Source organism: Streptomyces sp. NPDC001728 (genome assembly GCF_040297565.1).
Lineage (GTDB): Bacteria > Actinomycetota > Actinomycetes > Streptomycetales > Streptomycetaceae > Streptomyces.
Genome location: NZ_JBEOZK010000018.1, coordinates 1 through 25,421 on the forward strand (window position 1 = coordinate 1; position 25,421 = coordinate 25,421).

Genomic DNA, 25,421 nt, shown 5'->3' on the forward strand with positions numbered 1-25,421 from the left:
AGCTTCACCAGGAAGCAGTAGCTGCCGAGCAGCGCGGCCAGCCACCCCACACCAGCCTCACCCGGAAATGGACATCAAGTCGCGAACCGCCCTCTGAGAGCCATTGCCCACGGGCGGGTGCCAACAAGGCGCCCGCCCGTCCGCGTTCCTGTCAGGGGAAGCAACCGGGCGGGCTCCGTGGACCACGCGCGACCGGCCGCCGCAGAGGACCACCCGCACCTGACCGCCTCCGTCCCAAGACGTCCACGAACGTCACCCGTGGCCACTTCGGACCGTTCCTCCTCGGCACGGCCCCCATGACCCACGCGGCCCCAACGTGGCGCCAGGCGAGACCGTTCCAGTGGGCGGGGCCACATCACGCCGTCGAAACATCACCCGCCCCCGACCGCCTCCGCCACCAGCCGGATGCCCGTCTCCACCGCCGCCGGAGCCAGGTGCGCGTACCCGATGACCAGGCGTACCTCGCCGTCCGCGGGCCGTGCCGTGCCGTACTCCTCCAGGGGCCGCAGTGCCACCCCGGCCTCCGCCGCCCGCGCCAGGAACCGTTCCGGAGGGCCGAAACACCCCGGTACGCGCGCGATGACGTGCAGTCCGGCCGCGATGCCGCTCACCCGCGTGCCCGGCAGGTGCTCCGCCAGCGCGGCGAGGAGGGCGTCCCGCCGCTCCCGGTAGGCGCGCTGACAGCGGCGCAGTTGCCGGTCGTACCCGCCGCCCGTCACGAGCTCGGCGAGCACCGCCTGGTCGAGCACCGGGTTGCCGAGGTCCATCGTCCGCTTGCGCTCGACGACCTCACCGAGCAGTGCCTCGGGGACGAGCATCCAGCCGAGCCGCAGACCCGGCGCGAGCGACTTGCTGACCGAGCCCGCGTAGACCACCCGCTCGGGATCGAGGCCCTGGAGCGCGCCGACCGGCGCCCGGTCGTACCGGAAGTCGCCGTCGTAGTCGTCCTCCAGGACGTACCCGTCGACCTCCCGCGCCCAGTCGAGCAGCGCGGCCCGGCGCTCCGCCGACCAGCTGATCCCGGACGGGAACTGGTGCGAGGGCGTCGCTACCACCGCACGTACCCCCGACGCGGAGAGCGCGTCGGGCCGCAGGCCCTCCTCGTCCAGCGGCAGCCACACCGTCTCCAGGCCCGTCGAGGCGAACAGCCGCCCGTGCTCAGGGCTGCCCGGATCCTCCACACCGACCGCGTCGAGTCCTCGCGCGCGCAGCACGAACCCGAGCAGCGTCGACGCCTGCGCCACGCCCGAACAGACCACCAGCCGCTCCGGGTCGGCCACCACGCCCCGCCGCCTGGTCAGCATCCCGGCCAGCGCCTCCCGCAGCTCGGGCAGGCCCCGGGGGTCCGGGTACCCCAGCGACGGATGGGGGAGCCGCGCCAGGACGGCGCGCTGCGCCGCCGCCCAGGCGGCCCTGGGGAAGAGCGACAGGTCGGGCGTTCCCGGCCGGAAGTCGACCCGGACGTCCGGGTCCGCGTGGGCCGTTCCACGGGCTCCACGCGCGCGCGTACCCGGGTCCGGAGCGCCGCCGCCGCGCGTGCGCGTGCTGTCGGCGGTTCCAGGGTCCCGGCCCGCCTCCCCGGTCCGGACGGCGATCCGGCCCCGCGCCGCGTCACCCACCCAGGTGCCCGCGCCCCGGCCGCTGCGGAGGTACCCCTCGGCGGTGAGCTGTTCGTACGCCTCCGTCACGAGCCCGCGCGAGACGCCCAGGTCGGCCGCGAGCGCGCGGGTGGACGGCAGCCGGGTCCCGGCCGCGAGCCGCCCGCAGCGCACCGCCTCGCGCAGCGCCTCCTGGAGGGCCCTGCCGCGCCGCCGTGCCGGGGCCCCCACGGCCGGCAGCAGCAGCTCCCAGGCCACCTGCCCATGGCTCGTCATCTCGCGTGCCCCTCCCGCCCGTACCGCCCCGGGGCCGCTCGTTCCCTCCCGGCCGGGGACCATGATGCCGGGCCCGGGACACAGGGACGGACCGTACGGGCCGCCTCCGCCGACGGCGAGCCCCGCACCGCCCGCCCGCACGCACACACGCGTGGAGGCTCCCGCGGCAGCCCCCACGCGCGGCGACCCCAGCCACACCCGCCCCTACGGGTTCACCTCCACCGAGATGTGGGCCGACAGCGCCCGCAGGAAGTCCCGCGCGTCGAAGATCTCGCCCGCCGACGCGACCCCGGTCGTCCTCGTCCGCCCGGTGAGGATCCGGTCGACCGCCTCCACAGCGAGCGGCGCGGTGACGGCGTAGATGTCCTGCCCGGTGGCGACGGCCCGCCGTTCCGCGTCCCCGGAACGCACCACGACGTCCACGAGGAAGGTCTGCGCGGACCGGCCGCGCCCGTCGACAGCGGCCGGCGCCGACGCGTCCGGTGCCGACAGGTCCTGGGCGGCGTCGACGGCCATGTAGGTGCGGACCTCGGGGACCGCCAGGTGGCTGGGGATGGTCACGACGTCGGCCATGGTGAACTCCCCGATGACCGGCCGCGCGCCCATCGGCGCGGGGAAGGACCACTCCAGGACGGAGAACGCGTCGTCGTGGTACTCGAGCCGCCCGCCGGTGTAGCGGACGTGCCGGCCGTCGCGCCGCTCCCGGGAGACCTTGCCCGCGGCGAGGGTTCCGGCCGTGGGGTGCCAACTGCTCAGCCCGTACGCGACGTGCGCCTCGTCGGCCGATGTCCAGTCGCCCATCGCCGCGGTCGCGAGCAGGTCGCCCAGGCCGCCGTAGAAGGCCATCGCGGGGACGACCACCGTCCCCGCCGCGCGGGCCCGGTCCCCGAACGCCGCGAACGTGTCGGCGTTGGCCTCGATCTCGGCCGCCACGTCCACGTACGGGATCCCGGCGCGCAGCGCGGCCTCGATCACGGGAGCGCCGGTCGCCGCGAAGGGCCCCGCGCAGTTGATCACAGCCGCCGCACCGGCCAGCGCGCGGTCCAGCGAGGCCGGGTCGTCGACCGAGGCCGGCCGCACGTCGAGTCCCGGCCGCAGCGCCGCCAGGGTCCGGAGCCGGTCCGCGTCCCGGCCGGAGAGGACCGGGACGAACCCCCGGTCGAGCAGCTCCGCGACCACGAACCGCCCGGTGTGTCCATAGGCGCCGAACACCGTCACCGTGCGTCCCGATTCCATGACTTCTCCCTGTACTCGCGCTGTTCCCGAACGATCCGTCGTGACCATCCTGGTTCCGGCGGCCGTCCCGTACGAGTGTCCGGAACGACCTGGTGCGTACAATTCCGGACGTGAACACCGTCGCGCTGGCCGTCACCGAGGGAATGCGTCACTTCGAACTGTCCGTGGCGTACGAGGTCTTCGGTACCGCCCCGGCGGGGGCGCCCGACCCCTGGTACGACGTCGCCCTCTGCGGAGCGGACGCCGTGCGCGTCGGACGGTTCCGGCTCGACCCCGACGGCGGCTTCGACCGGCTGGCGCGCGCCGACACCGTCATCGTCCCGGCGCTGGCCGACGCCGAGGAGGACCCGCCCGGCGAACTGGTCGACGCGGTGCGCGCGGCCCACGAGGCGGGCGCGCGGGTGGCGTCCCTCTGCACCGGCGCGTTCGTACTGGCCGCCGCCGGACTCCTGGACGGCCGGCGGGCGACCACGCACTGGGCCCACACCGAGGCGCTGGCGGCCCGTCATCCCCGGGTGGAGGTCGACCCGGACGTGCTCTACGTCGACGACGGCAGCGTCCTCACCTCCGCCGGCAAGGCCGCCGCGATGGACCTGTGCCTGCACCTGGTCCGCCTCGACCACGGTTCCGCGGTCGCCAACACGATCGCCCGCAGCCTGGTCGTACCGCCGCACCGCGCGGGTGGCCAGGCCCAGTTCGTCACCGCCCCGGTACCCGTCCAGGACGACCATCCGCTCGCCGCTCTCCTCCCCTGGGCGATCGAACGGCTGGACCGCCCGCTGACCGTGGAGGACCTGGCCCGCCAGGCGCGGATGAGCTCGCGCCACCTGGGCCGCCACTTCCGGGCGGTCACCGGCACCACCCCGCTGCAGTGGCTCCTGATCCAGCGAATCCGGCACGCGCAGGAGCTGCTGGAGTCCACCGACGACAGCGTGGAGTCCGTCGCCGCCGCCACCGGCATGGGCACCGCCGCGACACTGCGACGCCACTTCAACCGCACCGTGGGCGTACCCCCCGACACGTACCGCCGCACCTTCCGCGCCCGCACCCGCCCGCCCGCCCCTCACCCCGGCACTTCCGGCGGGCCGGGCGCGAAGTGGTCCCCGATGGCGTGACAGAAGTGGACCTTCACCGGGGCCGCCGCGCTTCCTAGCGTCGGAGTCATGAACGCCAACGCCCTGCGCGGGGTCCTCCTCGTGACCCTCGCCTACGCCCTCGTCGGCGCCTCCTTCACCGCGAACGGTTTGCTCGGCGCGTACCCGTACGCGGGCGGCCAGGCGCTGCGCTACGGAGCCGCCTGCCTGCTCCTGCTCCCCCTGCTCGGACGTGGCGGGCTCACCCCGCTGCGGACCCTGACCGCCCGGCACTGGGTGCGGCTCGGGGCCCTCGCGGCGGTCGGCATGGTCGGCTTCAACCTGGCGGTCCTCGCCGCCGAGCGCACCGCCGAACCCGCGGTGCCCGGCGTCCTGGTCGGCTGCGCCCCGGTCGTCGTCGCCGTCCTGGTCCCGCTGGCCGAGGGACGCAGGCCCGCCCCCGCCGTGCTGTACGGCGCCCTCCTCGTCGCCGCGGGAGCCTTCGCCGTACAGGGCTGGGGGCGGACGGACCCGGCGGGCATCGGATGGTCGGTGGCGGCGCTCGCGGGCGAGGTCGGGTTCACGGTCCTCGCGGTCCCGGTGCTCCGGCTGCTCGGGCCCAAGCTGCTCACGGCCGCCGTCTGCGGGGTCGGCGCCGTCGAGGCGGCGCTCGTGGGGCTGGTCGTCGACGGAGCCGGCTTCGTCCGGCTGCCGACGGCGGTGGAGACGGGCGCCCTGGTCTGGCAGGCGGCCCTGGCCACGGTGGTCGGCTTCGTCCTCTTCTACATGGGAGTCCAGCGCGTCGGCATGGAGCGGGCCACCCTCTTCACCGGGGCCATCCCGATCGCCGCCGCCCTGAGCGCCGTCCTGGTCGGGGGCGGGTCCTTCGGCCTCCCGCAGGCGGCCGGCAGCCTGCTCGTGGGGGCCGGCGCCGCCGTCGGCACCGGCCTCTTCGCACGGCGCCGTCCCTCAGCGGGCGCTCCCGTCGAGGATCACCCGCGCGACGAGAGCCGGGTCGTCGTTCATCGGCACATGGCCGCAGCCGGGCAGCCGGACGAGCCGGGCGCCGGGGATGGTGTGCTTGGCGCGGACGCCCTGCCGGGGAAGGAGCAGCCGGTCGCGGTTGCCCCAGGCCACGGTGACCGGCACCGAGGCGACGTCCTCACGGAACCGCACGTTCCCACCGGCGGCCAGGGTCTGCCGGAACCCGGTGGCTCCGCGCAGCACGAGCGTCTCGGCACGGGCGGCCTCGGGTGAACGGCGCCCCGGGCGGGCGTAGATGGTGCTGGTGAGCACCGTGCGCCCGGCGGAGGTACGGGAGAGCCGCTCGATCGCCGGTACGGGCAACGACCGGGCCGCGCCCCGCATCGCGCGCAGCGTCGCGAAGGCGTACCGCCGCTCGCCCTCCGACCAGAAGCCGGCGGGGGAGAGGGCGGTGACCGAGCGCACCAGCTTCTCGCGGCCGAGGTGAAGGGCGAGCAGTCCGCCGAGCGAGTTCCCCGCCACGTGCGGGCGCTCGGCGCCGACGGCCCCGCAGAAGGCGGCGAGCACGCCCCCGACCGTGGACAGGTCGTACGGGCAGCCCGGCGGAAGCTCGTCGGAGGCGCCGAAGCCGGGCAGGTCCACGGCGATCACGTCCCGGTCGGCCGCCAGGATGTCCAGGACGGGTTCCCAGGCCTGCCAGTGGTGCCCGATGCCGTGCGGGAGCAGCAGCGGCTCGCCCGCGCCCCGGCGTTCGTACGTGAGGGACGCCGTGCGGGGGCCCGCCGGGCTCTCGATCGGGAACATGATCCGTTCCGGGCATGCGGGCTCCCTGTCCTGAAGCTCATCAGACGTCCGGTCCACGAGAATTACCGGTGAGTAGACCGGAGTTCAAGCCCCCGCCCGGATGTGGGGGGAACGGCCTGGACACAGCCCCGCCGGTGGGCTGGGATGGGCCGGTGCACACCGAGATCCCGACCGACACCCTGACCGAACTCTTCGAGGAGCACCGCCCGATGCTCCTCGGCGTCGCCTACCGGATGCTCGGCCGCGCCGCCGACGCGGAGGACGTCGTCCAGGAGGCGTGGCTGCGCTGGACCGCCGAGGACCGGGCCGAGGTCCGCGAGCCCCGCGCCTTCCTCGTACGGATCACCACACGGCTCGCCATCGACCGCCTCCGGCAGGCGCAGGTGCGCCGCGAGTCCTATGTCGGCCCGTGGCTGCCCGAGCCGGTCGTGACCGACTTCGGGCCCTCCGTGCCCGACACCGCCGAGCGGGCCCTGCTCGCCGACTCCGTCTCGCTGGCCGTCCTCGTCGTCCTCGAATCGCTCTCTCCGCTGGAGCGGGCCGTGTTCGTGCTGCGCGAGGCCTTCGGCTTCCCGTTCGCGGAGATCGCCACCGCCCTCGACCGCTCCGAGGCGGCCGTGCGCCAGCTCGCCGGGCGGGCCCGGCGCCATGTCGACGAGGGCAGGCCCCGCTACGACGTCGACCCGGCCGAACGCCGTGACCTCACCGAACGCTTCCTCGCCGCCGCGGCGGGCGGGGACCTCGGCGGCCTCCTCGCCCTGCTCGCCCCGGACGTACGCCTGGTCGGCGACGCGGGCGGCAAGGCCAAGACGCCGCTGCGGATCGTGGAGAGCGCCGACAAGGTGGGCCGCTTCCTCGCCGCCACCGCGTTCCAGGCGGACGAGCGCTTCGAGCTGCGCTTCGTCGAGATCAACGGCGCCCCGGCCCTGCTCGCCCTCGACGGCGGCCGGGTCGACACCCTCGTCCAGATCGAGGTGCGCGACGGCCGCATCCAGTGCGTCTACCTGATCCGCAACCCCGACAAGCTCCAGGGCCTGGCCGGTCCCGAGGATCCCGAGGTCGCCGCCGGACTCTGAGGCGCCGCGCACCTCACCCCCTCCGGCCGATCGGATCACGCCGATCGGCCGGAACTCGCCCTGTCTCCCGACCCGGGAGACGGGGCTTCTTGCTGCGCGGGGCACACGGGGGCGCGAACGTCCTGTGAACGATCTAGGCCAGAGGGTCACATTCGGGGGCGTTCGGCGGAGGATTGGTCTTGACCAAGGGGGTGGCTCGCCTTATGGTCGCAGGGTTAGTGCAGGAACCTTTAATAAACAAGGGCGCGGAAAAACGCCGCGGGACACGGCGAATTGCGGAGGATCAGGGTGGGGACCACGCAGCTGGCATCGGTACCGGAGCCGAAGTATCAACACCTCAAGACAGTGATCGGCGAAGCGCTCGACTCGGACTTCGCCGTAGGGGAGATTCTGCCCAACGAGCGCGAGCTGGCGGCCCGCTTCGGCGTCGCCCGCGCGACGCTCAGGCAGGCCCTGGAGCAGCTGGAGCTGGAAGGCCGGCTGCAGCGCCGCCGCGGCGTCGGCACCACGGTCGCCCCGCCGCGCGTCGGCGTCGACGTCTCCACCACCCAGCACGCCTGGCCCGGTGTCGGCGACGAGGCCTGGGAGCCCCTGGACTCCGCGGCCGACGCGGCCCCGGCCGCCGTCGCGCGCGTCCTGGAGAGCGGTGCCGAGGAGCGGGTGCACATCGTCCGCCGCCTCCGCGTCAGCCAGGGCCAGCCCGTCGCCGCCGAGCTGCTGTACGTGCCCGCCGGCTCCGTGCCCGGCCTCAGCGCCATCGACGCGCCCGCCGGACCCGCCCGCGCCCGCGCCGTGATGCGCGAACTCCAGCACCTCGCGCTCGACGGCCAGGACCGCTCCGTGGAACTGGGCTCCGCCCGCGCCGACGACGCCAAGGAACTCGACCGCCTGCCCGGCGCGCCCGTTCTCGTGGTGACGACCCGCTACCTCTCCGGAGGGCGTACCGCCGCCGTCTCCGTGGCGACCTACCGCGCCGACACCTGCCGCCTGACCTTCGGCGACTCGGTCGACCTGGTCATGGCCTCGTAGCACCCCACGAACACCCGCCGACGGCCCGTCGCCAGGGAACCCCTGGCGACGGGCCGTCACCGTGCCGTCGCGCGGGAACTCCTAGCGGCGGGCCTAGCGGCGGGCCGTCACCGTGCCGTCGACGGCGAAGAGCTGCTCCTCGACGTGGTCGAGGGCCAGCCGTAGCGCACCCGTGCCCACCGCGGCCTCGCCGAGCAGGGAGAGCACCACCCGCGGCGGCCGCAGGCAGAACCGGGCCAGCTCCTCCCGGAGCGGCTGGAGCACGCCGTCGAGACCGGCCGCCCAGCCGCCGACGACCACCAGCTCGGGGTCGATCGCCAGGACCAGCGCCGCCACGTCGTGCACCAGGCGCTGGATGAACCGCTCCACCGCCGCCTCGGCCCGCGCGTCGCCCTTCTTGGCCAGCGCGAAGACCTTCGCGACCGCCTGCTCGTCCAGCGGGTGCAGCGGCTCGTCGGTGGTCGAGAGCAGATGCTCGGGGGTGACCCCCCGGCCGAGCAGGTGCAGCGCGCCGATCTCGCCGGCGGCGCCGCCGAAACCGCGGTGCAGCCGGCCGCCGATCAGCGAACCGGCCCCCGGGCTCAGCCCCGCGAGCACGAACACGATGTCGTCGGAGTCGGTCGCGGCACCCTTCCAGTGCTCGGCGACGGCCGCGGCGTTGGCGTCGTTCTCCACGATCACCGGGCACCGGAACGAGCGCCGCAGCCGCTCACCCAGCGCGAGACCCGTCCAGCCCGGCAGCGCCGTACCGAGCCGGACCGTGCCGTCGGCCTCCACGATGCCGGGGGTGCCGACGCCGACGGCCCGCAGATTGGACCGGGCGACCCCGGCCCTGCGCAGCACGTCGGCCACGACCGTACGCACCCGGTCCAGACGCTCTTCCTCGGGCGCCGACTCCGACACCTCGCGCGAACCGGCGCCGATGATCCGCCCGTCCAGACCGGACAGCAGTGCGGCCACGCGGTGCGGGCCGATCTCGATGCCCAGCAGATGACCGGCCTCCGCTCGGAAGCGGAACCTCCGTGCCGGGCGCCCCTGGCGCCGGACCTCACCCTCCTCGGGAGCGGCTTCGACGACGAGACCGCCCTCCATGAGGCCCTCGACGACACCTTCGACCGTGGGCCGCGACAGACCGGTGATCCGGGTCAGGTCCGTGAGCGTGGGCGCGTCGGCGCCCCGCAGCGCATGGAGTACCACCGCGGAGTTGATCCGCCGCAGCAGAGACGGATCCCCGCCGGTCAGCCGCCCCACAGTGTGTCCTCCCAGCTCGTGCACCTCTTCGGCGGATGGTACTCAATGGGCCCGGTCGCGGCGAGTGCCGCCCCCGGCCCGCACCGGACCGGCGACCGCCCGCCGCACCTGACGCGGCGCCAACTGTCAGTGGTGGACGCTTTACTGGGTCCATGACCACGGCAGACCACCTCACGGCGATCGACTCGCTCCGGGCGCGCGGATTCGACGGCGGTCCGGGGTTCCACCTGGCGGAACTCGCGACCAGCGAGGAGTTCTGGGAGGACGACGGCACGGGCCGTGAGATCGCCGAGGACCAGTACCAAGCGGAACGCGACGGCCTCGCCGTCCTCCTCACCGCGCGCTGGGGAGAGCCCCGGGAACTCCTCCTCGGCCCGGTCCTGGAGCGGGGCATGGAGGGGGAGCGGATACCCGAGCCCTGGTCCACGCTCAGCTGCCACACCCCGGACCTGGTCCTGTGGCGGGTCGACGGGGCCTGGATCGGCCTCGGCGTCTCCCAGTGGGACAAGGAACTGCCGTTCCAGCTGCTCGCCGTGGTGACCACCGTCGACCTGCCCTGAGACATCCCGGCGGGGTGGACGGCCCAGCCGGCCGTCCGAGCCCGACGGCCTGGTCGGACGACCCGGTCAGGCAGCCCGGTCAGGCGCTCCGCGCGGCCTCCCGGAGGCGGGCGCACTCCTCGGCCATCGTCGTCGTCCATTGCGCTTGAGACCGCTCGGAGTGGGCAGCGCCCAGACCCGGGTGGTGCCGATCGTCCGCCGCTGCGGCCCGATGACGGCCTTCGGCTCGTCGAAGGCCGTGCGGTACGCGGTGACCACCGGGTCGATCCCGCAGAACAACACGGAAAGGCCGCCCGCGGCCACGTCGGGAACGACGCGGTCGCGGGCGGCCTCCAGCTGCTCCTTCGTGAACCCGGGGGTCCCGGTCAGAGGATCGCGCCGGGGGCGTACGCGGCGGCCTCCGGGTGCTGCTTGAGGATGTCCTCGACGCGCGCGACCACGGACGCGACCTGGTCGGCGGCGGCACCGGTGAAGGACAGCTTGTCCGCCATCAGCTCGTCGAGCTGCGCCCGGTCCAGCGGGATGCGCTCGTCGGCGGCCAGCTTGTCGAGCAGTTCGTTGCGCTCGGCACCCTGCTCGCGCATCGCGAGGGCGGAGGCGACGGCGTTCTCCTTGATCGCCTCGTGGGCGACCTCACGGCCGACGCCCGCGCGCACCGCGCCCATGAGGACCTTGGTGGTCGCCAGGAAGGGCAGGTAGCGGTCGAGCTCGCGGGCGACGACGGCCGGGAAGGCGCCGAACTCGTCGAGCACGGTCAGGAAGGTCTCCAGGAGGCCGTCCAGCGCGAAGAACGCGTCGGGCAGCGCGACCCGGCGGACCACGGAGCAGGACACGTCGCCCTCGTTCCACTGGTCGCCGGCCAGCTCGCCCGTCATCGACGCGTAACCGCGCAGGATGACCATCAGGCCGTTGACGCGCTCGCAGGAGCGGGTGTTCATCTTGTGCGGCATCGCCGAGGAACCGACCTGGCCGGGCTTGAAGCCCTCGGTGACCAGCTCGTGGCCCGCCATCAGGCGGATCGTCTTGGCGATCGACGACGGGGCGGCGGCCAGCTGCACCAGCGAGGTGACCACGTCGTAGTCGAGCGAGCGCGGGTAGACCTGACCGACCGAGGTGAAGGCGTGGGCGAAGCCGAGGTGACCGGCGATCCGCTGCTCCAGGTCGGCGAGCTTGCCGGCGTCGCCGCCGAGCAGGTCCAGCATGTCCTGGGCGGTGCCGACCGGGCCCTTGATGCCGCGCAGCGGGTAACGGCCGAGCAACTCCTCCAGGCGGGCGTACGCCACGAGCAGCTCGTCCGCCGCCGTCGCGAAACGCTTGCCGAGGGTGGTCGCCTGGGCGGCGACATTGTGCGAGCGGCCCGCCATGACCAGCTCCGCGTACTCGGCGGAGAGCTTGCCGAGGCGGCCGAGGACGGCGACCGTACGGTCCCGCATCAGCTCCAGCGAGAGCCGGATCTGCAGCTGCTCGACGTTCTCGGTGAGGTCGCGCGAGGTCATGCCCTTGTGGACGTGCTCGTGGCCGGCGAGGGCGTTGAACTCCTCGATCCGGGCCTTCACATCGTGCCGGGTGACCTTCTCGCGCTCGGCGATGGAACCGAGGTCGACCTGGTCGAGCACACGCTCGTAGTCGGCGAGCGCGGCCTCCGGAACCTCGATCCCGAGGTCCTTCTGCGCACGGAGCACGGCGAGCCAGAGCTGACGCTCCAGCTTCACCTTCTGCTCGGGGGACCAGAGGACGGCGAGCTCCGCGGAGGCGTAGCGGCCGGCCAGAACGTTGGGGATGCGGGGCTTCGCAGTGGCAGCAGTCACGTGGACAGATTCTACTGGCGGTTTCTGCAGGCCAGCGCCACGGTCCGATGTGGAGCTTGCTACGAGACGCAGGTCACGCGCGGGCCCCTGGCAGCCCCTACGGGACGGCCGGAGGCTCGTACGGCAGCAGCTCGGGGCGCTTCGGCGCCCGGCCGTCCCCGGACGAGCGGCCCGTCAGCCGCCGGCCGATCCACGGCCCCAGGTGCTCCCGGGCGAACCGGGCGTCGGCGACCCGGCGGCTCGCCCAGCCCGGCTGCGCCGACGGGGGCAGCGGCGTCCGCCAGTCCTCCTCGGGAGCGAGACCGAGCGCCTGCCATACGGCTTCGGCGACCCGCCGGTGCCCGTCGGCGGTCAGATGGAGCCGGTCCACGTCCCACATCCGCGGGTCCCCGAGCGAAGGGGCGCCGTAGAGGTCCACGACCAGGGCCCCGTGCCGGGCGGCCAGCTCGTCGACATGGATGAAGAGCTCCTCCATCCGGGGGCGGAAACGCTCCATGACGGGCCCGTTCCGGCCGGGGCTGCGCATCAGGACCAGCTGCCCGCAGGCCGGTGTGAGGCGTTCCACTGCCTCGGTGAGGAGGTCCCGCACCCGCACCATGTCGACCTTGGGGCGGAGGGTGTCGTTCAGGCCGCCGACCAGGGTCACCACATCGGCCTTCATGCCTGCGGCCAGGTCGACTTGCTCCTCGACGATCTGCCCGATGAGCTTGCCCCGCACCGCGAGGTTCGCGTACCGGAAGCCGGGGGCGCGGGTGGCGAGACGGCCCGCGAGGACGTCCGCCCAGCCGCGGTAGGAACCGTCGGGCTTCAGGTCCGACATACCCTCGGTGAAACTGTCGCCGACGGCGACGAGACTGTTGTACGTGGCATTGATCTCCATGGCGGAGCGATCATACCGCGCGGTATGCGCGGGGTGCCGTGGAGGACCCGGGAGGGGAGACCCGATGAGCGACGCGCTGACCGGCGCACTGGCCGAGGCGCTGACCGAGGCACTGGCCGAGCTGGTGACGGCGGTGGCGACCTGCGACGACGAGGTCCTCGACCCCGACACCGCGGTGAAGTGGCTGGAAGGCACCGGCCACACGCTCGCCGGACTCCCGGCGGCCGAGCGGCGCGCCCTCGGCGGACTGTTCCGCACGGTGGCGCTGCGACGGCCGGAGGGCCCGGGCCGGGACGAGCTGCTCGGACTCCCGGAGAGCTTCGGCCTCCTGGAGCCGACCGCCCCGGACGGCGCCACCCGCGTCGCTCCCGGGAACGACCCCGGTGCCGCCGCCCCGGGCACGTCCGACCTCGACCCCCTCGACCCCCACACCGCCGCCTGCGACGCCGTGGCCGCCCACGCCCTGCGCTTCGCCGCCGTCGTCCGGGGCGCCGACCCCGCCACCCCCGTGCCCACCTGCCCCGGCTGGACGCTCGCGGACCTCACCCGGCACCTCGGCGCCGGGCACCGCTGGGCCGAGCACCTGGTGTGGACCCGCGCCACCACGCGCGTACGGCCCGAGGACGTGCCGCTCGACCTGCCGGCGGAGCCCACCGCGTACCCCGACTGGCTGGTCGCCGGGGCCGGGTCCTTCGCCGCGACCCTGCGCGCCGCCGACCCGGACGGGCCGGTCTGGTCCCCCGGCGCCGACCCGCGCGTGCGCTCCTACCCCCGGCGGCTGCTCCGCGAGTCGCTCGTGCACCTCGCCGACGCCGAGATCGCGCTCGGCGGGGAGCCGGGCCCGGTCGACCCCCGTACCGCCGCCGACGCCGTCGACCATCTCCTCGCCGACCTGCCGTACATCCCGTGGACCGCCGAGCCCCTCGCCCAGCTCGACCGCGACGGCGCGGTCATCCGCCTCGCGGCCCGCGACGCGGACACCGCCTGGACGCTCACCCTCGGCGGGGGCGGCTTCACCTGGACGCGCGGGCGGCGGACCGACCCGGGCGTGCCCGCCGTACACGTCGAAGGCGAGACGGGGGACCTGCTGCTCCTCCTGCACCGCAGATACGCCGCCGAGGCGCCCCGCTTCGACCGCTCGGGGGACCTGGAGCTGCTCGACGCCTGGCTGGCCGCCACCGCGCTCTGAACGCACGGCCGAGGGGCCCCGGAAGACATTCCGGGGCCCCTCGTGTGTGCGTGACGCGGTGCGGTTACGGCGCCGCCGGGCGGCCCACCAGTTCCCGCAGCACGTCCTCCATCGTGACGAGCCCGGCAGGCTTGCCGTCCTCGTCGAGGACGGCCGCCAGATGGGTCCGGCTGCGGCGCATCGCCGTCAGGACGTCGTCGAGCGGGGTGACCGCCCGGACCCGGGCGATCGGCCGCAGCGCGGACACCGGGAACGGCAGATCGCGCGGCGAGACGTCCAGGGCGTCCTTGACGTGCAGATAGCCCAGGATGCGGTGGTCGGCGTCGACGACGGGGAAGCGCGAGAAGCCCGTCCGCGCCGCCAGCACCTCCAGCTCCTCGGGAGTCGTGCCGACCTCCGCGTACACCACCTTCTCCGCCGGCATCACGACGTCCTGGACCGGGCGCCGGCCCAGTTCCAGGGCGTCGTGCAGCCGCTCGGCGGCCCGGTCGTCGAGGAGTCCGGCGTCACCGGCGTCGGTGACCATCCGGGCCAGCTCGTCGTCCGAGAAGGTCGCCGCGACCTCGTCCTTGACCTCCACCCGCAACAGCCTGAGCAGCGCGTTCGCGAAGGCGTTGATCGCGAAGATCACCGGCCGCAGCGCCCGCGCGAGCGTCACCAGCGGCGGCCCGAGGAGCAGCGCGGTGCGCGAGGGCTCGGCCAGCGCGATGTTCTTCGGGACCATCTCGCCGAGCAGCATGTGCAGGTACGTGGCCACGCTCAGCGCGATCACGAACGAGATCGGGTGGACCAGGCCCTCCGGCACGCCGAACGCGTCGAAGACCGGTTCGAGCAGGTGCGCGATGGCCGGCTCGGCGACGATGCCGAGCACCAGGGTGCAGAGCGTGATGCCGAGCTGGGCCGCCGCGAGCAGCGCGGAGACGTGCTCCAGGCCCCAGATGACGCTGCGCGCCCGCCGGTTCCCGGCCTCGGCCAGTGGTTCGATCTGGCTGCGGCGGACCGAGATCAGGGCGAACTCGGCGCCGACGAAGAAGGCGTTGACCACCAGGGTGAGGAAGCCGATCAACAGCTGGACGACGATCATCGGCCGGCCTCCCCGGTCTCGTTCTCGTTCCCGGTGTCGTGCGCGGGGGCGTGCAGCAGCACGCGCGCCGCGCGCCGGCCCGAGGAGTCGACGACGTCGAGCCGCCAGCCGGCGAGCTCCACGCTGTCGCCGACGGCCGGGATACGGCCCAGCTCATGGGCGAGGACACCGGCGAGCGTCTCGTACGGGCCGTCCGGGAGGCGCAGCCCGATCGCGCCCACCTGGTCGGTGCGGGCGGCGCCGTCGGCGGACCACAGCTCATGGCCGTCCGCGTCCTCGCCCGCCCGCGCCAGGTCCGGCGTCTCGTGCGGGTCGTGCTCGTCGCGGACCTCGCCCACGACCTCCTCGACGATGTCCTCCAGGGTCGCGACCCCGGCCGTGCCGCCGTACTCGTCGATGACCACGGCCATCGTCTGCTTCCCGGACAGCCGGTCCAGGAGGCGGTCCACGGTGAGGGTCTCGGGGACGAGCAGCGGCTCGCGCAGCAGCTCCCCGATCCGGCGGTGCGGGCGCTCCGAGGCCGGTATGGCGAGCACGTCCTTGATGTGCGCGATGCCGACGACCGAGTCGAGGCTGCCGCGGTAGACGGGGAAGCGGGACAGACCGGTCGCCCGGGTCGCGTTGGCGACGTCCTCGGCGGTGGCCTGCACCTCGAGGGCGGTGACCTGGACGCGGGGCGTCATCACGTTCTCGGCGGTCAGCGCGGCCAGGTTGAGGGTGCGGACGAACAGCTCGGCCGTGTCCGCCTCGAGGGCGCCCTCCTTGGCGGAGTGCCGGGCGAGCGCCACCAGCTCCTGCGGGGAGCGGGCGGAGGCCAGCTCCTCGGTCGGCTCCATGCCGAGGCGGCGCAGGATCCGGTTGGCGGTGTTGTTGAGATGGCTGATCAGCGGCTTGAAAGCGGCGGTGAACACCCGCTGCGGGGTGGCGACGACCTTCGCGACCGCGAGGGGCGAGGAGATCGCCCAGTTCTTCGGGACCAGCTCGCCGACGACCATCAGGACGACGGTCGACAGGGCGGTGCCCAGGACCAGCGCCACCGAGGAGGCCACGGATTCGGAGAACCCGAGGTCTTCGAGCGGGCCGCGGATCAGCTTGGAGATCGACGGCTCGGAGAGCATGCCGACCACCAGGTTGGTGACGGTGATGCCCAACTGGGCGCCGGAGAGCTGGAAGGTGAGCGATCTGACGGCCTTGAGGGCCCCGGCCGCGCCGCGCTCGCCGCGCTCGGCGGCGGCTTCGAGCTCGCCGCGCTCGACCGTGGTCAGCGAGAACTCGGCCGCGACGAAGGCGCCGCACGCCACGGAGAGCAGGAGCGCCAGGAGGAGCAGAAGCACTTCGGTCATCGGTTCACCTCCGTCCCATGATCAGTCAGGGGGAGGAGGAACGCGCGGTGTCGGCTGTCGGAGCCGGTGCTTCCGGATCCGGTACGGGGATCCGTACTACTGGGAGGCTCGCCCATGGGCGGACGCTCACACCTTTCGGTCGTCGGGACGTGTGGAGAGACCATGGTAAAGGATCGGCAAAAGGGGGGGCGTGATCACCCCCTGTGGTGGTTACGCCCCCGGGCCGGCGGCCCCGCGGTGGTGATCACCCACGGGCCAGCAGGCGTCGAGGCTCAGCCGGTGAGCGGCTTCACCCAGCGGCGCCAGCGGTCCTCGCGGCCGTAGCCGGCGGCCGTCCACACGCGGTGCCCGGTCTCGTTGGCCTCCAGGACCATGGCGTCGGCCCGTCGTCCGCCGAGGGCGAGGAACCGTTCCTCCGCCGCCTTCAGGAGCGCGGTCGAGATGCCGCGCCGACGGTGCGAGGGCAGCACGGCCAGCCGGTAGAGGGAGGCGCGCCAGCCGTCCCAGCCCGCGATGACGGAGCCCACGATCAGGCCGTCGTCCACCGCGAGCAGGAGCGCCTCGGGGTCGCGCTCGATGAGCCGGGTCACCCCGTGCACGTCGTCCGAGATCGACGTCCCCTTCGCGGACTCCCGCCAGAAGGCGAGGACGGCCTCGGCGTCGTCAGGGGTGGCAGTACGTATCCGCAGATCGATCATGGCCGGATCCCATCAGGCTGGGAGCGGCCCGCGCCACGGAGTTTCGAGGGGAGAGACACCCCGCCGAGGGGCAGGAGCGCGAACCGGAGCACCCCACTACCGGCGCGCGACGCCCAGCACGCACGGGGACGACGGCAGCCGGGGCCCCTTCTCGGGGATGTCGAAGGAGCGGTGCGGGCCCAACATGAACCCGGCCGCCTCGATCGCCGCCAGCGGGGCGCGGGCGGTGTGGCAGCCGCCGAAGAGCAGCGGCCAGACCGTCCGGTCCAGACCCCGCTGCACGCGCGCGAGGCCGGGCGTGTCGGCCATCCCGTGCTCGAAGAAGCGCAGTTCCCCGCCGGGGCGCAGCACCCGGTGCAGCTCCCCGAGGGCCCGCGGGAGGTCCCGTACCGTGCACAGGACGAGGGAGGCCACCGCCGCTTCGAAGGAGGCGTCCTCCAGGGGCAGGGCCTCCGCCGTGTCCGGTAGTACGGTCACCCGGACCGGGGCCGTGCGCGCGGCCTCCTGGGCGAGCCGGCGCAGCCGGGCCTCCGGCTCGACGGCCACCACCTCGGTGACGCCTTCGGGGTAGTGCGCGAAGTTGAGCCCGTTCCCGGCGCCGATCTCCAGCACCCGGCCCGAGAGCCCCGCGAGCAGTTCCGCCCGGAGCTCGCCCAGACCGCCCTTCGTGTCGGCGGACACGCTGACCCGGGCATAGAAACGGGCGAACAGCGGATGGTGCACATGGGGCGCGGCGGACGACGGGGGCGGCGGCGCGGAGCGCGACGGTGTCATGGGAGCCTCCTCAGCCCGTCACGAAGCAGAACTCGTTCCCCTCCGGGTCCCGCATGACCTGGAACGTGCCCTGCTCGTCGGTCACCGGGTTCCCGACCCGGACGGCACCCGACCGCAGCGCCTCATCGGCCGCCGCGTCCGGGTCCTCCACCTCCAGGTCGAGGTGGACGCGGTTCTTCACCGCCTTGTCTTCCGGCACCCGCTGGAAGGCGAGACGGACGAACCCCGGCGGGTCCACGTACGACCAGTCCTCGCTCCGGTCCACCGGGGAACCCCCGAGGAGCCCGGCCCAGAAGCGGACGAGCGCCGGGGGACCCGCACAGTCGAAGACGATCTCCTGAACGTGAGCGCGCATGGCCCTAGCCTACGGAGTCATCCTCCGGCCGGGGCTGATTCGGCGGCGCGGCGCATCAGTCGCCCGGGTCACTCGGCGGCGAACCGCTCCCGGAAGGCCTCCGCGTCCCAGTCGCCCCCGAGCGCGGGCGCCAGCCAGCCGCCCGCCCCCGCCCGGAACCCGGCCGGGTCGAGCGCCCCCGACCCCTCCGGTACGGCCCCGAGCAGCGGGGCGCCCGCCGCCTCCGGCAGGTCCGCCAGATTGCAGCGCGCGGCCAGGTCCGGCGCGTCCGGCCAGCTGCCGACGACCACGCCCAGCAGCTCGATCCCGCGCGCCCTCAGCGCCTCGGCCGTCAGGGCCGTCGAGTTGAGCGTCCCCAGGCCGGCCGGGACGACCACCAGGACCGGTGCGCCGAGCAGCGCCGCCGCGTCCGCGAGTGTGCCGCCCTCCTCGTCGAAGCGGACGAGCAGCCCGCCCGCCCCCTCCACGAGCACCAGGTCGTGTGCGGCGGCCAGCTTCCGGGCCGCCTCGGCGACCTCCCGGGGGCCCACCGGAGCGAGCCCGGCCCGCCGGGCCGCCGTACCGGGGGCCAGCGGCTCCGGGAAGCGGCCCAGCTCGGCGTGGCCCACGGCGCCCGAGAGCCGGACGACCTCGGCCGCGTCACCGGCCTCATCCCGCCCGACCCCGGTCTGCGCGGGCTTGAGGACGGCGACCGACCGACCCGCGGCGGTGGCCACGGCGGCCACCGCCGCCGTCACCACCGTCTTGCCGATCTCCGTGCCCGTACCGCTGACGACGACGATTCCCACTGCTGTCCCAGTCCTTCCGCTCAGCCCGCCGAGGCGGCCGCGCGCACGGCGGCGCAGATCCGGGCCAGGTCCTCGTCGCCCGTCACAAACGGCGGCATCGTGTAGATCAGGTCGCGGAACGGGCGCAGCCACACGCCCTCCCGGACCGCCGCGCGCGTCGCCGCGGCCATGTCGACCTCGTGGTCCAGCTGGACGACGCCGATCGCGCCGAGCACCCGTACCTCCCGGACCCCGGGGAGGCCGGCGGCCGGGGCGAGACCCTCCCGCAGCCCCGTCTCGATCCGCTTGACCTCGGCCTCCCAGTCCTGGGAGAGCAGCAGGTCGATCGAGGCGCAGGCCACGGCGGACGCCAGCGGGTTCCCCATGAACGTCGGGCCGTGCGCGAGCACCGGGACCTCGCCCCGAGAGATCCCCTCGGCGACCCGGCTCGTGCAGAGCGTCGCCGCCATCGAGAGATAACCGCCGGTCAGCGCCTTGCCCAGACACATCACATCGGGGGAGATCCCCACCTGGTCGGCGGCGAACAGCGTGCCCGTACGGCCGAACCCGGTGGCGATCTCGTCGAGGACGAGCAGCACGTCGTGGGCGTCGCAGGCCTCGCGCAGCACCCGCAGGTACTCCGGGTCGTGGAAACGCATCCCGCCCGCGCCCTGCACCACCGGCTCCACGATCACCGCGGCCAGTTCGTGCGCGTGCTTCCCGATCTCGGTCCGCAGCAGCTCCGCGTACGACTCCTCGTACGCGGCCGGCGGGGCGTCCACGAACACCTGCCGCTGGAGCACCCCCGACCACAGCTCGTGCATCCCGCCCTCCGGGTCGCACACGGACATCGGCTGCCAGGTGTCGCCGTGGTAGCCGCCGCGCCAGGTGAGCAGCCGCTGCTTCTCGGGGCGCCCGAGCGAACGCCAGTACTGGAGGCACATCTTGACTGCGACCTCGACCGAGACGGAGCCCGAGTCGCTGAGGAAGACGTGCCGCAGCGGCTCGGGGGTGATCTCGACGAGCCGGGCGGCGAGCCGGACGGCGGGTTCGTGGGTGAGCCCGCCGAACATGACATGGCTCATCCGGTCCAGCTGGCCGCGCACCGCGTCGTTGAGCACCGGGTGGTTGTAGCCGTGGACCGCCGACCACCAGGAGGACATGCCGTCGATCAACTCGGCCTGTCCCTCGGCGGGTTCGGTGAGCCGGAGGCGTACGCCGGACGCGGACGCGACGACCAGCGGGTCCGTGCGGCCGGGCATGGGGCCGTACGGATGCCAGACGTGCGCCCGGTCCAGGGTGAGGAGTTCTTCGTTGCGCACGGCGTTACGCGTTCGGGGCGAGGTCCGTACCGGCGCCGCGGCGGCGCACGGCGACCAGGTCCGGCCGGGGCTCGTTGGCCGCGGGAGCCGCCGGAGCCGCAGACACCGCCGGGGCCTCGGACGCCTCGGGGGCATCGGCCGCCTCCGGCGCCGCGTGCCCGCCGCAGGGGCCGCAGCCGCCGCCCGCCTCCGCGTGGGAGCCGCAGCCCGCGCCGTCCGCGGAGGCCTCCGAACCGCAGCCCGCCGAGGCCTTCGAGTCGCAGCCGCCCGTCGCACCCGCCGCCGCGAGCGCGTCCGCACGGTGCTGGGGCAGCGTGGTGGTACCCGCTCCCTCCACTTCGAAGCCCGCGTCCGCGATCATGTCCAGGTCGGCCTGGCCGGCCTGGCCCTCGCTGGTCAGGTAGTCGCCGAGGAAGATCGAGTTGGCGATGTGCAGGGCCAGCGGCTGCATCGAGCGCAGATGGACCTCACGGCCGCCGGCGATCCGGACCTCGACGTCGGGGCAGACGAACCGCACCATCGCGAGGATCCGCAGACAGCGCTGCGGGGTGAGGTTCCACTCCTTGGCGAGCGGCGTCCCCTCGAAGGGGATGAGGAAGTTGACCGGCACCGAGTCCGAGTCGAGCGCGCGCAGCGCGTACACGACGTCGACGAGGTCCTCGTCGGACTCGCCCATGCCCGCGATCAGACCCGAGCAGGCCGACAGACCGGCGGCGTGCGCCTTCCGCACGGTGTCCACCCGGTCCGCGTACGTGTGGGTCTTGGTGATCCCCTCGTACGTCGCCTCGGAGGTGTTCAGGTTGTGGTTGTACGCGTCGGCGCCGGCGTCCCGCAGCCGCTCCGCCTGGCCGTCCGAGAGCAGCCCGAGGCAGGCGCAGACCTCGACGCCCTCGTTCTGCTCCTTGATGGCCTCGATGGTCCTGCCGACCCGCTCGACGTCCCGGTCCGTCGGACCCCGGCCGCTCGCCACCAGGCAGACCCGCTTGGCGCCGCCCGCGACACCGGCCGCCGCCGCCTGGGACGCCTCGTCCGGCTTGAGCCAGGTGTACTTGAGGATCTCGGCCTTCGAGCCGAGCCGCTGCGAGCAGTACGAGCAGTCCTCGGGGCACAGCCCCGACTTCAGGTTCACCAGGTAGTTGAGCTTCACCCGCCGCCCGAACCACTGGCGGCGCACCTTGCCGGCCGCCGCCACCACATCGAGCAGTTCGTCGTCGGAGGTCGCCAGGACGGCGAGCGCTTCTTCACGGGTCGGCAGCTCGCGCCGCAGCCCCTTCTCCACCAGCGTGTTCAGCAGGTCCATAACCGCTGATCCTGGCCTACCGCCCGCCCCTCGGCCAAGGAGGATCCGAACAAACGACTCCGATCGGGGTGTGTGGATGACCACATCCCGACCTCGGCAGGCTCCGGCTAGGGTCTGTGCGCTGCCTACAAAAGGATCGCCGTATGTCTCAGGCCGAGGAGGCACGGGCCGCGGGCCCGCGCCGTACCGCGTTCGACTGGACCGACGCCGAGGCGCGACGCCGGGCCGACGCCGGTCTGGTCCGTACGCTGCGGCCCCGGAGCGCCGAGTCGGAGCTGCTCGACCTGGCGAGCAACGACTACCTCGGGCTGACCCGCCGCCCGGAGGTCACCGGGGCCGCGGCCGAGGCGGCCGTGCGCTGGGGCGCGGGCTCGACGGGCTCCCGGCTCGTCACCGGCACCACCCGGCTGCACACCCGGCTCGAACGCGAACTCGCCGAGTTCTGCGGCTTCGAGGCCGCCCTCGTCCTCTCCTCCGGCTACACCGCCAACCTGGCCGCGCTGACCGCGCTCGGCGGCCGGGACTCCCTGATCGTGTCCGACGCGTCCAACCACGCCTCGATCGTCGACGGCTGCCGCCTCGCGCGCGCCGAGACGGCCGTCGTCCCGCACACCGACCCCGAGGCCGTCGCCAAGACGCTCGACGCGCACTCGGGCCGACGGGCTCTGGTCGTCAGCGACTCCGTCTTCTCCGTCGACGGCGACAAGGCCCCGCTGCCGAGGCTGGCCGAGGCCTGCCGCGCGCACGGCGCGGGACTCGTCGTGGACGACGCCCACGGCCTCGGCGTCCTCGGCGAAGGGGGCCGGGGCGCCCTCCACGAGGCGGGGCTCGCGGGCGACGAGGACGTGGTGGCCACGCTGACCCTCTCCAAGTCCCTCGGCAGTCAGGGCGGCGCCGTCCTCGGGCCGGCCCGGGTGATCGAGCACCTGGTGAACGCGGCCCGCACCTTCATCTTCGACACCGGGCTGGCCCCCGCCGCCGCGGGCGGCGCGCTCGCGAGCCTGCGGCTGCTGGTCGCCGAACCGGACCTCGCCGAGCGGGCCCGTACCGTCGCCACCACCCTGCACGGGCTGCTCACCGAGGCGGGCCTCACGGCGGCCCGGCCCGACGCCGCCGTCGTCTCGGTGCGGGCGCCCTCCCCGGAGGCGGCGCTGCGGTGGGCTGCGGACTGCCGCGCACAGGGGCTGGCGGTCGGCTGCTTCCGGCCGCCGTCGGTGCCCGACGGCATCTCGCGGTTGCGGCTCACCGCGCGGGCCGATCTGACGGACGCGCAGATCGAGCGCGCGGTGGCGACGATCCTCCGGACGGCGCCGGCCGCCAGGCAGGGGTGAAGGGCGGCCCAAGAGGGCTCCCGGGCCGCAGAGTTCACCGCATCGGGCGACAGATGGGGACATATCTTGGTGGAACGCCGCCCGGCGCGGTCCGATCGGTGCCACTCTGACGCCCCAAGCGCAATCCGGGGCAGCGACCCCGGCGGGAAAGGGACAGCGTCGCCATGGCAGATCAGCAGGAAGCATCCGTCACTCTGCCGAGCGAGCCCGCCTCGGTCCCCACGGCCCGGCGGTTCGTCGCGGAGGTGCTCGGCGGATGGGGCCTCGACGACGCCGCCGAGACGGCGGACGCGATCCGGATCATCGTCTCCGAACTGGCCACCAACGCCGTGCTGCACACCCTCGGCCAGTCGCCCACGTTCACGGTGGACGTCCGCCTGGAGCGCGAGGAACGGCTCCTCATCGGTGTGACGGACAGCCATCCGAGACTGCCGCGCCGCCTTCCGGCCGCGGTCCAGCAGGACAACGGCCGGGGCATGGTCATCATCCGCTCCCTGGCGGCGGAGGCGGGCGGCCGTCTCTCGTTCACCCCGACCGCGGAGGGCGGGAAGACGGTGTGGATCACCCTCCCCTGGACACCGGCCCCACTGGCGAGCCGCTAGGGCCCGGCTGGGCCGATCCCTGACCGTACGGGCCGGAGCCCTGACCGTGCGGGGGTGCGGTGGCGCCGCCGTACCCCTCGGGGTCGCACCGCTACCGTCGCCGGATCAGCGGACGCGGCCGTAGTAGACCTTGGACGACCAGATCCTGTCGAGCTTCACCCAGGAGCCTGTCTTGGGCGAGTGCCAGATCTTGCCGCTGCCCGCGTAGATGCCCACGTGGTACACCCTTCCGCCGGAGTGGAAGAAGACCAGGTCCCCCTTCTGTCTGCTGCCGGCGGAGATGTGCCGGGTCCTGTTGTACTGCTGCTGCGCGGTGCGTGGCAGCGACTTGCCCGCCTTCTTGTACGCGTAGAGCGTCAGACCGGAGCAGTCGAACCTCGTGGGCCCGGTGCTCCCGTACCGGTACGGGGCTCCCTTCTTGGACGCGGCGACGCTCAGTGCCTTGTTCGCGTAGTTCGTCGCTGCCTGGGCCTCCGCTGCCGCACCTGGTGCGAACAGCGTGCCGCCGACGGCGGCGAGGGTGAGAGCCGAGACGGCTCCGGCCCGGGACAGCAGGGACGGGACGTGCATCTGCGCGGTCATGCGCAACCCTTCGTCAGCCGCCTGCGAAGGATGACCTGTCGGGTTCGGGCTGGCGAAGATGCCCGGCCGCGGCTGCGGCTTCACCCCAAGGGACGGCCTCGCTGCCGAAACAGCGCGTACGTCCCGTCTAAATCGGGTCCTCCACTCCTGCCGATCCACTCCTGTCGACCAGACATCCGGGACAGCGGCAGGACTCGGCGTCCGCCCGGACCGCCCCGCCGCGGCGGCGGGGGCTTGTCGTCGACAGGGATCTTGACTCACGAACAGGGCGAAATCCGAGCTGAAACGGCGATATGTGAGGCTCCTCACGACTGATCCATTCGGGTGGACAGGATGCTTTCGTGATCGTCGGAGGTTTGGCCGACGAGCCCCGCACCAGCGACGGAACGCCCGATTCAGCCAGATGTGTACGCCTGCTGCGCAACTCACTCGGCATATATATCGACTTGCCGACTACGCCGAACGGGGGATCGATTCTGCGGTTCGTGTCGGCCGTCCGGACCTGGACACGGCACGCCGGAATGTCAACTCGCGCGTGCTTCCGGGACGGTGACGCGGCCAGTCCTGCGCTCCCCGTCCAGCACCCGCAGGGCGCGCGCCAAGGTGTCCGCGTGCACCTCGCTCTCGCCCCGCGCGTGCATCAGGGTCACGGCCTCGCGCAGCGCCTCGGCCCGCTTCACCAGGGCCTGGGCCGCGCGCAGCGCCCCGTAGGTGTGCGTGCCCCTGGAGGGGTTGATCCTCCCCAGGAGGTCGACGACTTCGAGGTAGGCGTCGACGAACTCGCCCTCGGCCCGCGTCAGGGCGGGCAGCGGCGGCAGCTCGGGGACCACGGCCGGCTCACCGCTCCGTGGGGCCGACGGCGTCCCGCCGGCTCGTGATCACATGGTCCACCAGGCCGTACGCCACGGCCGCCGGCGCGTCCAAGATGGTGAGGCGGTCGAGGTCGGCGTCGATCCGCTCCCGCGTCCGTCCCGTGTGCTCGGTGAGCATCCCGGCCATCAGGGCGCGCAGCCGGAGCAGTTCGCCGGCGTGCAGGTCGAGGTCGCTGAGCTGCCCCTGGAGCGGCTCGTCCACGGCGGGCTGTCGGAGGGTGATCCGTGCGCCGGGCAGCATCGCGCGCTTGCCCGGCGTGCCCGCGGCCAGCAGGACCGCGGCGGTGGACTCCGCCTGGCCGAGGCAGGTGGTCTCCACGTCGCAGTGGAGCGAGCGGAGGGTGTCGTAGACCGCGGTCATGGCGGTGACGGAGCCGCCGGGGGAGTTGATGTAGAGCGAGAGGTCCTGGCCCGGCGCCGCGTGGTCGAGGTGGAGGAGCTGGGCGATCACGTCGTTGGCGGAGGCCTCGTCGATCGGCGTGCCGAGGAAGACGATCCGGGATTCGAGGAGCTTGGAGTAGGGGTCGAGGGTCCGGGTTCCGTAGCTGGTCCGCTCCGTGAACTCGGGCAGGACATGGCGAGCATCCATGGCTGGCACCTCCATCTGTAAAAAATGTACAGGACGTA

The 25,421-nt window shown here is 73.7% G+C and carries 24 protein-coding genes, 1 pseudogene and 1 riboswitch; of the genes and pseudogenes, 7 read left to right on the plus strand and 18 right to left on the minus strand.

Annotation, left to right across the window (positions count from 1 at the left end):
• Positions 1–371 precede the first annotated feature (371 nt).
• Together pdxR and ABT154_RS24340 are read right to left on the minus strand one after the other, a co-directional pair.
• Positions 372–1,874: a MocR-like pyridoxine biosynthesis transcription factor PdxR gene (gene pdxR / locus ABT154_RS24335; protein ID WP_351859002.1), complete on the minus strand. Its 1,503-nt coding sequence runs from the start codon at positions 1,872–1,874 to the stop codon at positions 372–374.
• Positions 1,875–2,078: 204 nt separating this feature from the next.
• Entirely contained in the window at positions 2,079–3,110 is a 1,032-nt protein-coding gene (locus ABT154_RS24340; RefSeq protein ID WP_351859004.1) for a saccharopine dehydrogenase family protein, read from the minus strand.
• Positions 3,111–3,220: 110 nt separating this feature from the next.
• On the opposite strand from ABT154_RS24340, the gene ABT154_RS24345 reads away from it, so the two are divergent.
• The gene (locus ABT154_RS24345) at positions 3,221–4,225 is read left to right on the plus strand and encodes a GlxA family transcriptional regulator (RefSeq protein ID WP_351859005.1); all 1,005 of its coding nucleotides are present in this window, start codon (positions 3,221–3,223) and stop codon (positions 4,223–4,225) included.
• Positions 4,226–5,152: 927 nt separating this feature from the next.
• Here the strand turns inward: ABT154_RS24345 and ABT154_RS24355 are convergent.
• Positions 5,153–5,971 carry an alpha/beta fold hydrolase gene (locus ABT154_RS24355; protein ID WP_351859007.1) on the minus strand — a complete coding sequence of 273 codons (819 nt, stop codon included), beginning with the start codon at positions 5,969–5,971 and terminating at the stop codon, positions 5,153–5,155.
• Between the two features lie 164 nt (positions 5,972–6,135).
• On the opposite strand from ABT154_RS24355, the gene ABT154_RS24360 reads away from it, so the two are divergent.
• Positions 6,136–7,047: an RNA polymerase sigma-70 factor gene (locus ABT154_RS24360; RefSeq protein ID WP_351859248.1), complete on the plus strand. Its 912-nt coding sequence runs from the start codon at positions 6,136–6,138 to the stop codon at positions 7,045–7,047.
• Between the two features lie 288 nt (positions 7,048–7,335).
• On the plus strand, positions 7,336–8,076 hold the full coding sequence (locus ABT154_RS24365) for a GntR family transcriptional regulator (RefSeq protein ID WP_351859009.1): 741 nt from the start codon (positions 7,336–7,338) through the stop codon (positions 8,074–8,076).
• 93 nt (positions 8,077–8,169) lie between these two features.
• On the opposite strand, the gene ABT154_RS24370 is transcribed toward ABT154_RS24365, so the two are convergent.
• Entirely contained in the window at positions 8,170–9,327 is a 1,158-nt protein-coding gene (locus ABT154_RS24370; protein WP_351859011.1) for an ROK family transcriptional regulator, read from the minus strand.
• 152 nt (positions 9,328–9,479) lie between these two features.
• On the opposite strand from ABT154_RS24370, the gene ABT154_RS24375 reads away from it, so the two are divergent.
• Positions 9,480–9,887, plus strand: coding sequence for a hypothetical protein (locus tag ABT154_RS24375; RefSeq protein WP_317874418.1), 408 nt, complete (start codon positions 9,480–9,482; stop codon positions 9,885–9,887).
• A 79-nt stretch (positions 9,888–9,966) separates the two neighbouring features.
• Here the strand turns inward: ABT154_RS24375 and ABT154_RS33970 are convergent.
• From ABT154_RS33970 to ABT154_RS24390, 3 genes and pseudogenes are all read right to left on the minus strand, one after another.
• Positions 9,967–10,256, minus strand: a pseudogene (locus ABT154_RS33970) (hypothetical protein).
• Positions 10,253–11,695 (minus strand): adenylosuccinate lyase, encoded by a 1,443-nt coding sequence (gene purB, locus ABT154_RS24385; protein WP_317876784.1) that lies wholly within the window; start codon positions 11,693–11,695, stop codon positions 10,253–10,255. The pseudogene ABT154_RS33970 and the gene purB overlap by 4 nt, the downstream one beginning before the upstream one ends.
• A gap of 97 nt (positions 11,696–11,792) precedes the next feature.
• On the minus strand, positions 11,793–12,575 hold the full coding sequence (locus ABT154_RS24390) for an SGNH/GDSL hydrolase family protein (protein WP_351859013.1): 783 nt from the start codon (positions 12,573–12,575) through the stop codon (positions 11,793–11,795).
• 64 nt (positions 12,576–12,639) lie between these two features.
• Between ABT154_RS24390 and ABT154_RS24395 the strand changes: the two genes are divergently transcribed.
• Complete coding sequence (locus ABT154_RS24395; RefSeq protein ID WP_351859015.1) at positions 12,640–13,764, plus strand: maleylpyruvate isomerase N-terminal domain-containing protein; 1,125 nt, start codon at positions 12,640–12,642, stop codon at positions 13,762–13,764.
• A 64-nt stretch (positions 13,765–13,828) separates the two neighbouring features.
• On the opposite strand, the gene ABT154_RS24400 is transcribed toward ABT154_RS24395, so the two are convergent.
• The 8 genes from ABT154_RS24400 to bioB form a co-directional block, all read right to left on the minus strand.
• On the minus strand, positions 13,829–14,848 hold the full coding sequence (locus ABT154_RS24400; protein ID WP_351859017.1) for a hemolysin family protein: 1,020 nt from the start codon (positions 14,846–14,848) through the stop codon (positions 13,829–13,831).
• On the minus strand, positions 14,845–16,191 hold the full coding sequence (locus ABT154_RS24405) for a hemolysin family protein (protein ID WP_351859019.1): 1,347 nt from the start codon (positions 16,189–16,191) through the stop codon (positions 14,845–14,847). The genes ABT154_RS24400 and ABT154_RS24405 overlap by 4 nt, the downstream gene beginning before the upstream one ends.
• Positions 16,192–16,463: 272 nt before the next feature.
• A complete protein-coding gene (locus ABT154_RS24410; RefSeq protein ID WP_351859021.1) occupies positions 16,464–16,889 on the minus strand; it encodes a GNAT family N-acetyltransferase in 426 nt (141 codons plus the stop codon).
• A gap of 96 nt (positions 16,890–16,985) precedes the next feature.
• On the minus strand, positions 16,986–17,663 hold the full coding sequence (locus ABT154_RS24415; protein WP_351859023.1) for a class I SAM-dependent methyltransferase: 678 nt from the start codon (positions 17,661–17,663) through the stop codon (positions 16,986–16,988).
• 10 nt (positions 17,664–17,673) lie between these two features.
• The gene (locus ABT154_RS24420) at positions 17,674–18,018 is read right to left on the minus strand and encodes a VOC family protein (RefSeq protein ID WP_351859025.1); all 345 of its coding nucleotides are present in this window, start codon (positions 18,016–18,018) and stop codon (positions 17,674–17,676) included.
• 68 nt (positions 18,019–18,086) lie between these two features.
• The gene (gene bioD / locus ABT154_RS24425) at positions 18,087–18,806 is read right to left on the minus strand and encodes a dethiobiotin synthase (protein ID WP_351859027.1); all 720 of its coding nucleotides are present in this window, start codon (positions 18,804–18,806) and stop codon (positions 18,087–18,089) included.
• Positions 18,807–18,826: 20 nt separating this feature from the next.
• A complete protein-coding gene (locus ABT154_RS24430; protein WP_351859250.1) occupies positions 18,827–20,047 on the minus strand; it encodes an adenosylmethionine--8-amino-7-oxononanoate transaminase in 1,221 nt (406 codons plus the stop codon).
• A gap of 64 nt (positions 20,048–20,111) precedes the next feature.
• Positions 20,112–21,407 carry a biotin synthase BioB gene (gene bioB / locus ABT154_RS24435; protein WP_351859029.1) on the minus strand — a complete coding sequence of 432 codons (1,296 nt, stop codon included), beginning with the start codon at positions 21,405–21,407 and terminating at the stop codon, positions 20,112–20,114.
• A 143-nt stretch (positions 21,408–21,550) separates the two neighbouring features.
• Here bioB and ABT154_RS24440 point away from each other — a divergent pair, with 143 nt between their 5' ends.
• Both ABT154_RS24440 and ABT154_RS24445 read left to right on the plus strand, forming a co-directional pair.
• Complete coding sequence (locus tag ABT154_RS24440; protein ID WP_351859031.1) at positions 21,551–22,738, plus strand: 8-amino-7-oxononanoate synthase; 1,188 nt, start codon at positions 21,551–21,553, stop codon at positions 22,736–22,738.
• A 164-nt stretch (positions 22,739–22,902) separates the two neighbouring features.
• Positions 22,903–23,340 carry an ATP-binding protein gene (locus tag ABT154_RS24445; protein ID WP_351859033.1) on the plus strand — a complete coding sequence of 146 codons (438 nt, stop codon included), beginning with the start codon at positions 22,903–22,905 and terminating at the stop codon, positions 23,338–23,340.
• Positions 23,341–23,445: 105 nt separating this feature from the next.
• On the opposite strand, the gene ABT154_RS24450 is transcribed toward ABT154_RS24445, so the two are convergent.
• From ABT154_RS24450 to ABT154_RS24460, 3 genes are all read right to left on the minus strand, one after another.
• A complete protein-coding gene (locus ABT154_RS24450; RefSeq protein WP_317877966.1) occupies positions 23,446–23,922 on the minus strand; it encodes a C40 family peptidase in 477 nt (158 codons plus the stop codon).
• A gap of 3 nt (positions 23,923–23,925) precedes the next feature.
• Positions 23,926–24,047, minus strand: a riboswitch (cyclic di-AMP (ydaO/yuaA leader).
• A 399-nt stretch (positions 24,048–24,446) separates the two neighbouring features.
• Entirely contained in the window at positions 24,447–24,752 is a 306-nt protein-coding gene (locus ABT154_RS24455) for a hypothetical protein (RefSeq protein ID WP_317877967.1), read from the minus strand.
• 7 nt (positions 24,753–24,759) lie between these two features.
• The gene (locus ABT154_RS24460; protein WP_351859036.1) at positions 24,760–25,383 is read right to left on the minus strand and encodes an ATP-dependent Clp protease proteolytic subunit; all 624 of its coding nucleotides are present in this window, start codon (positions 25,381–25,383) and stop codon (positions 24,760–24,762) included.
• Positions 25,384–25,421: the final 38 nt, after the last annotated feature.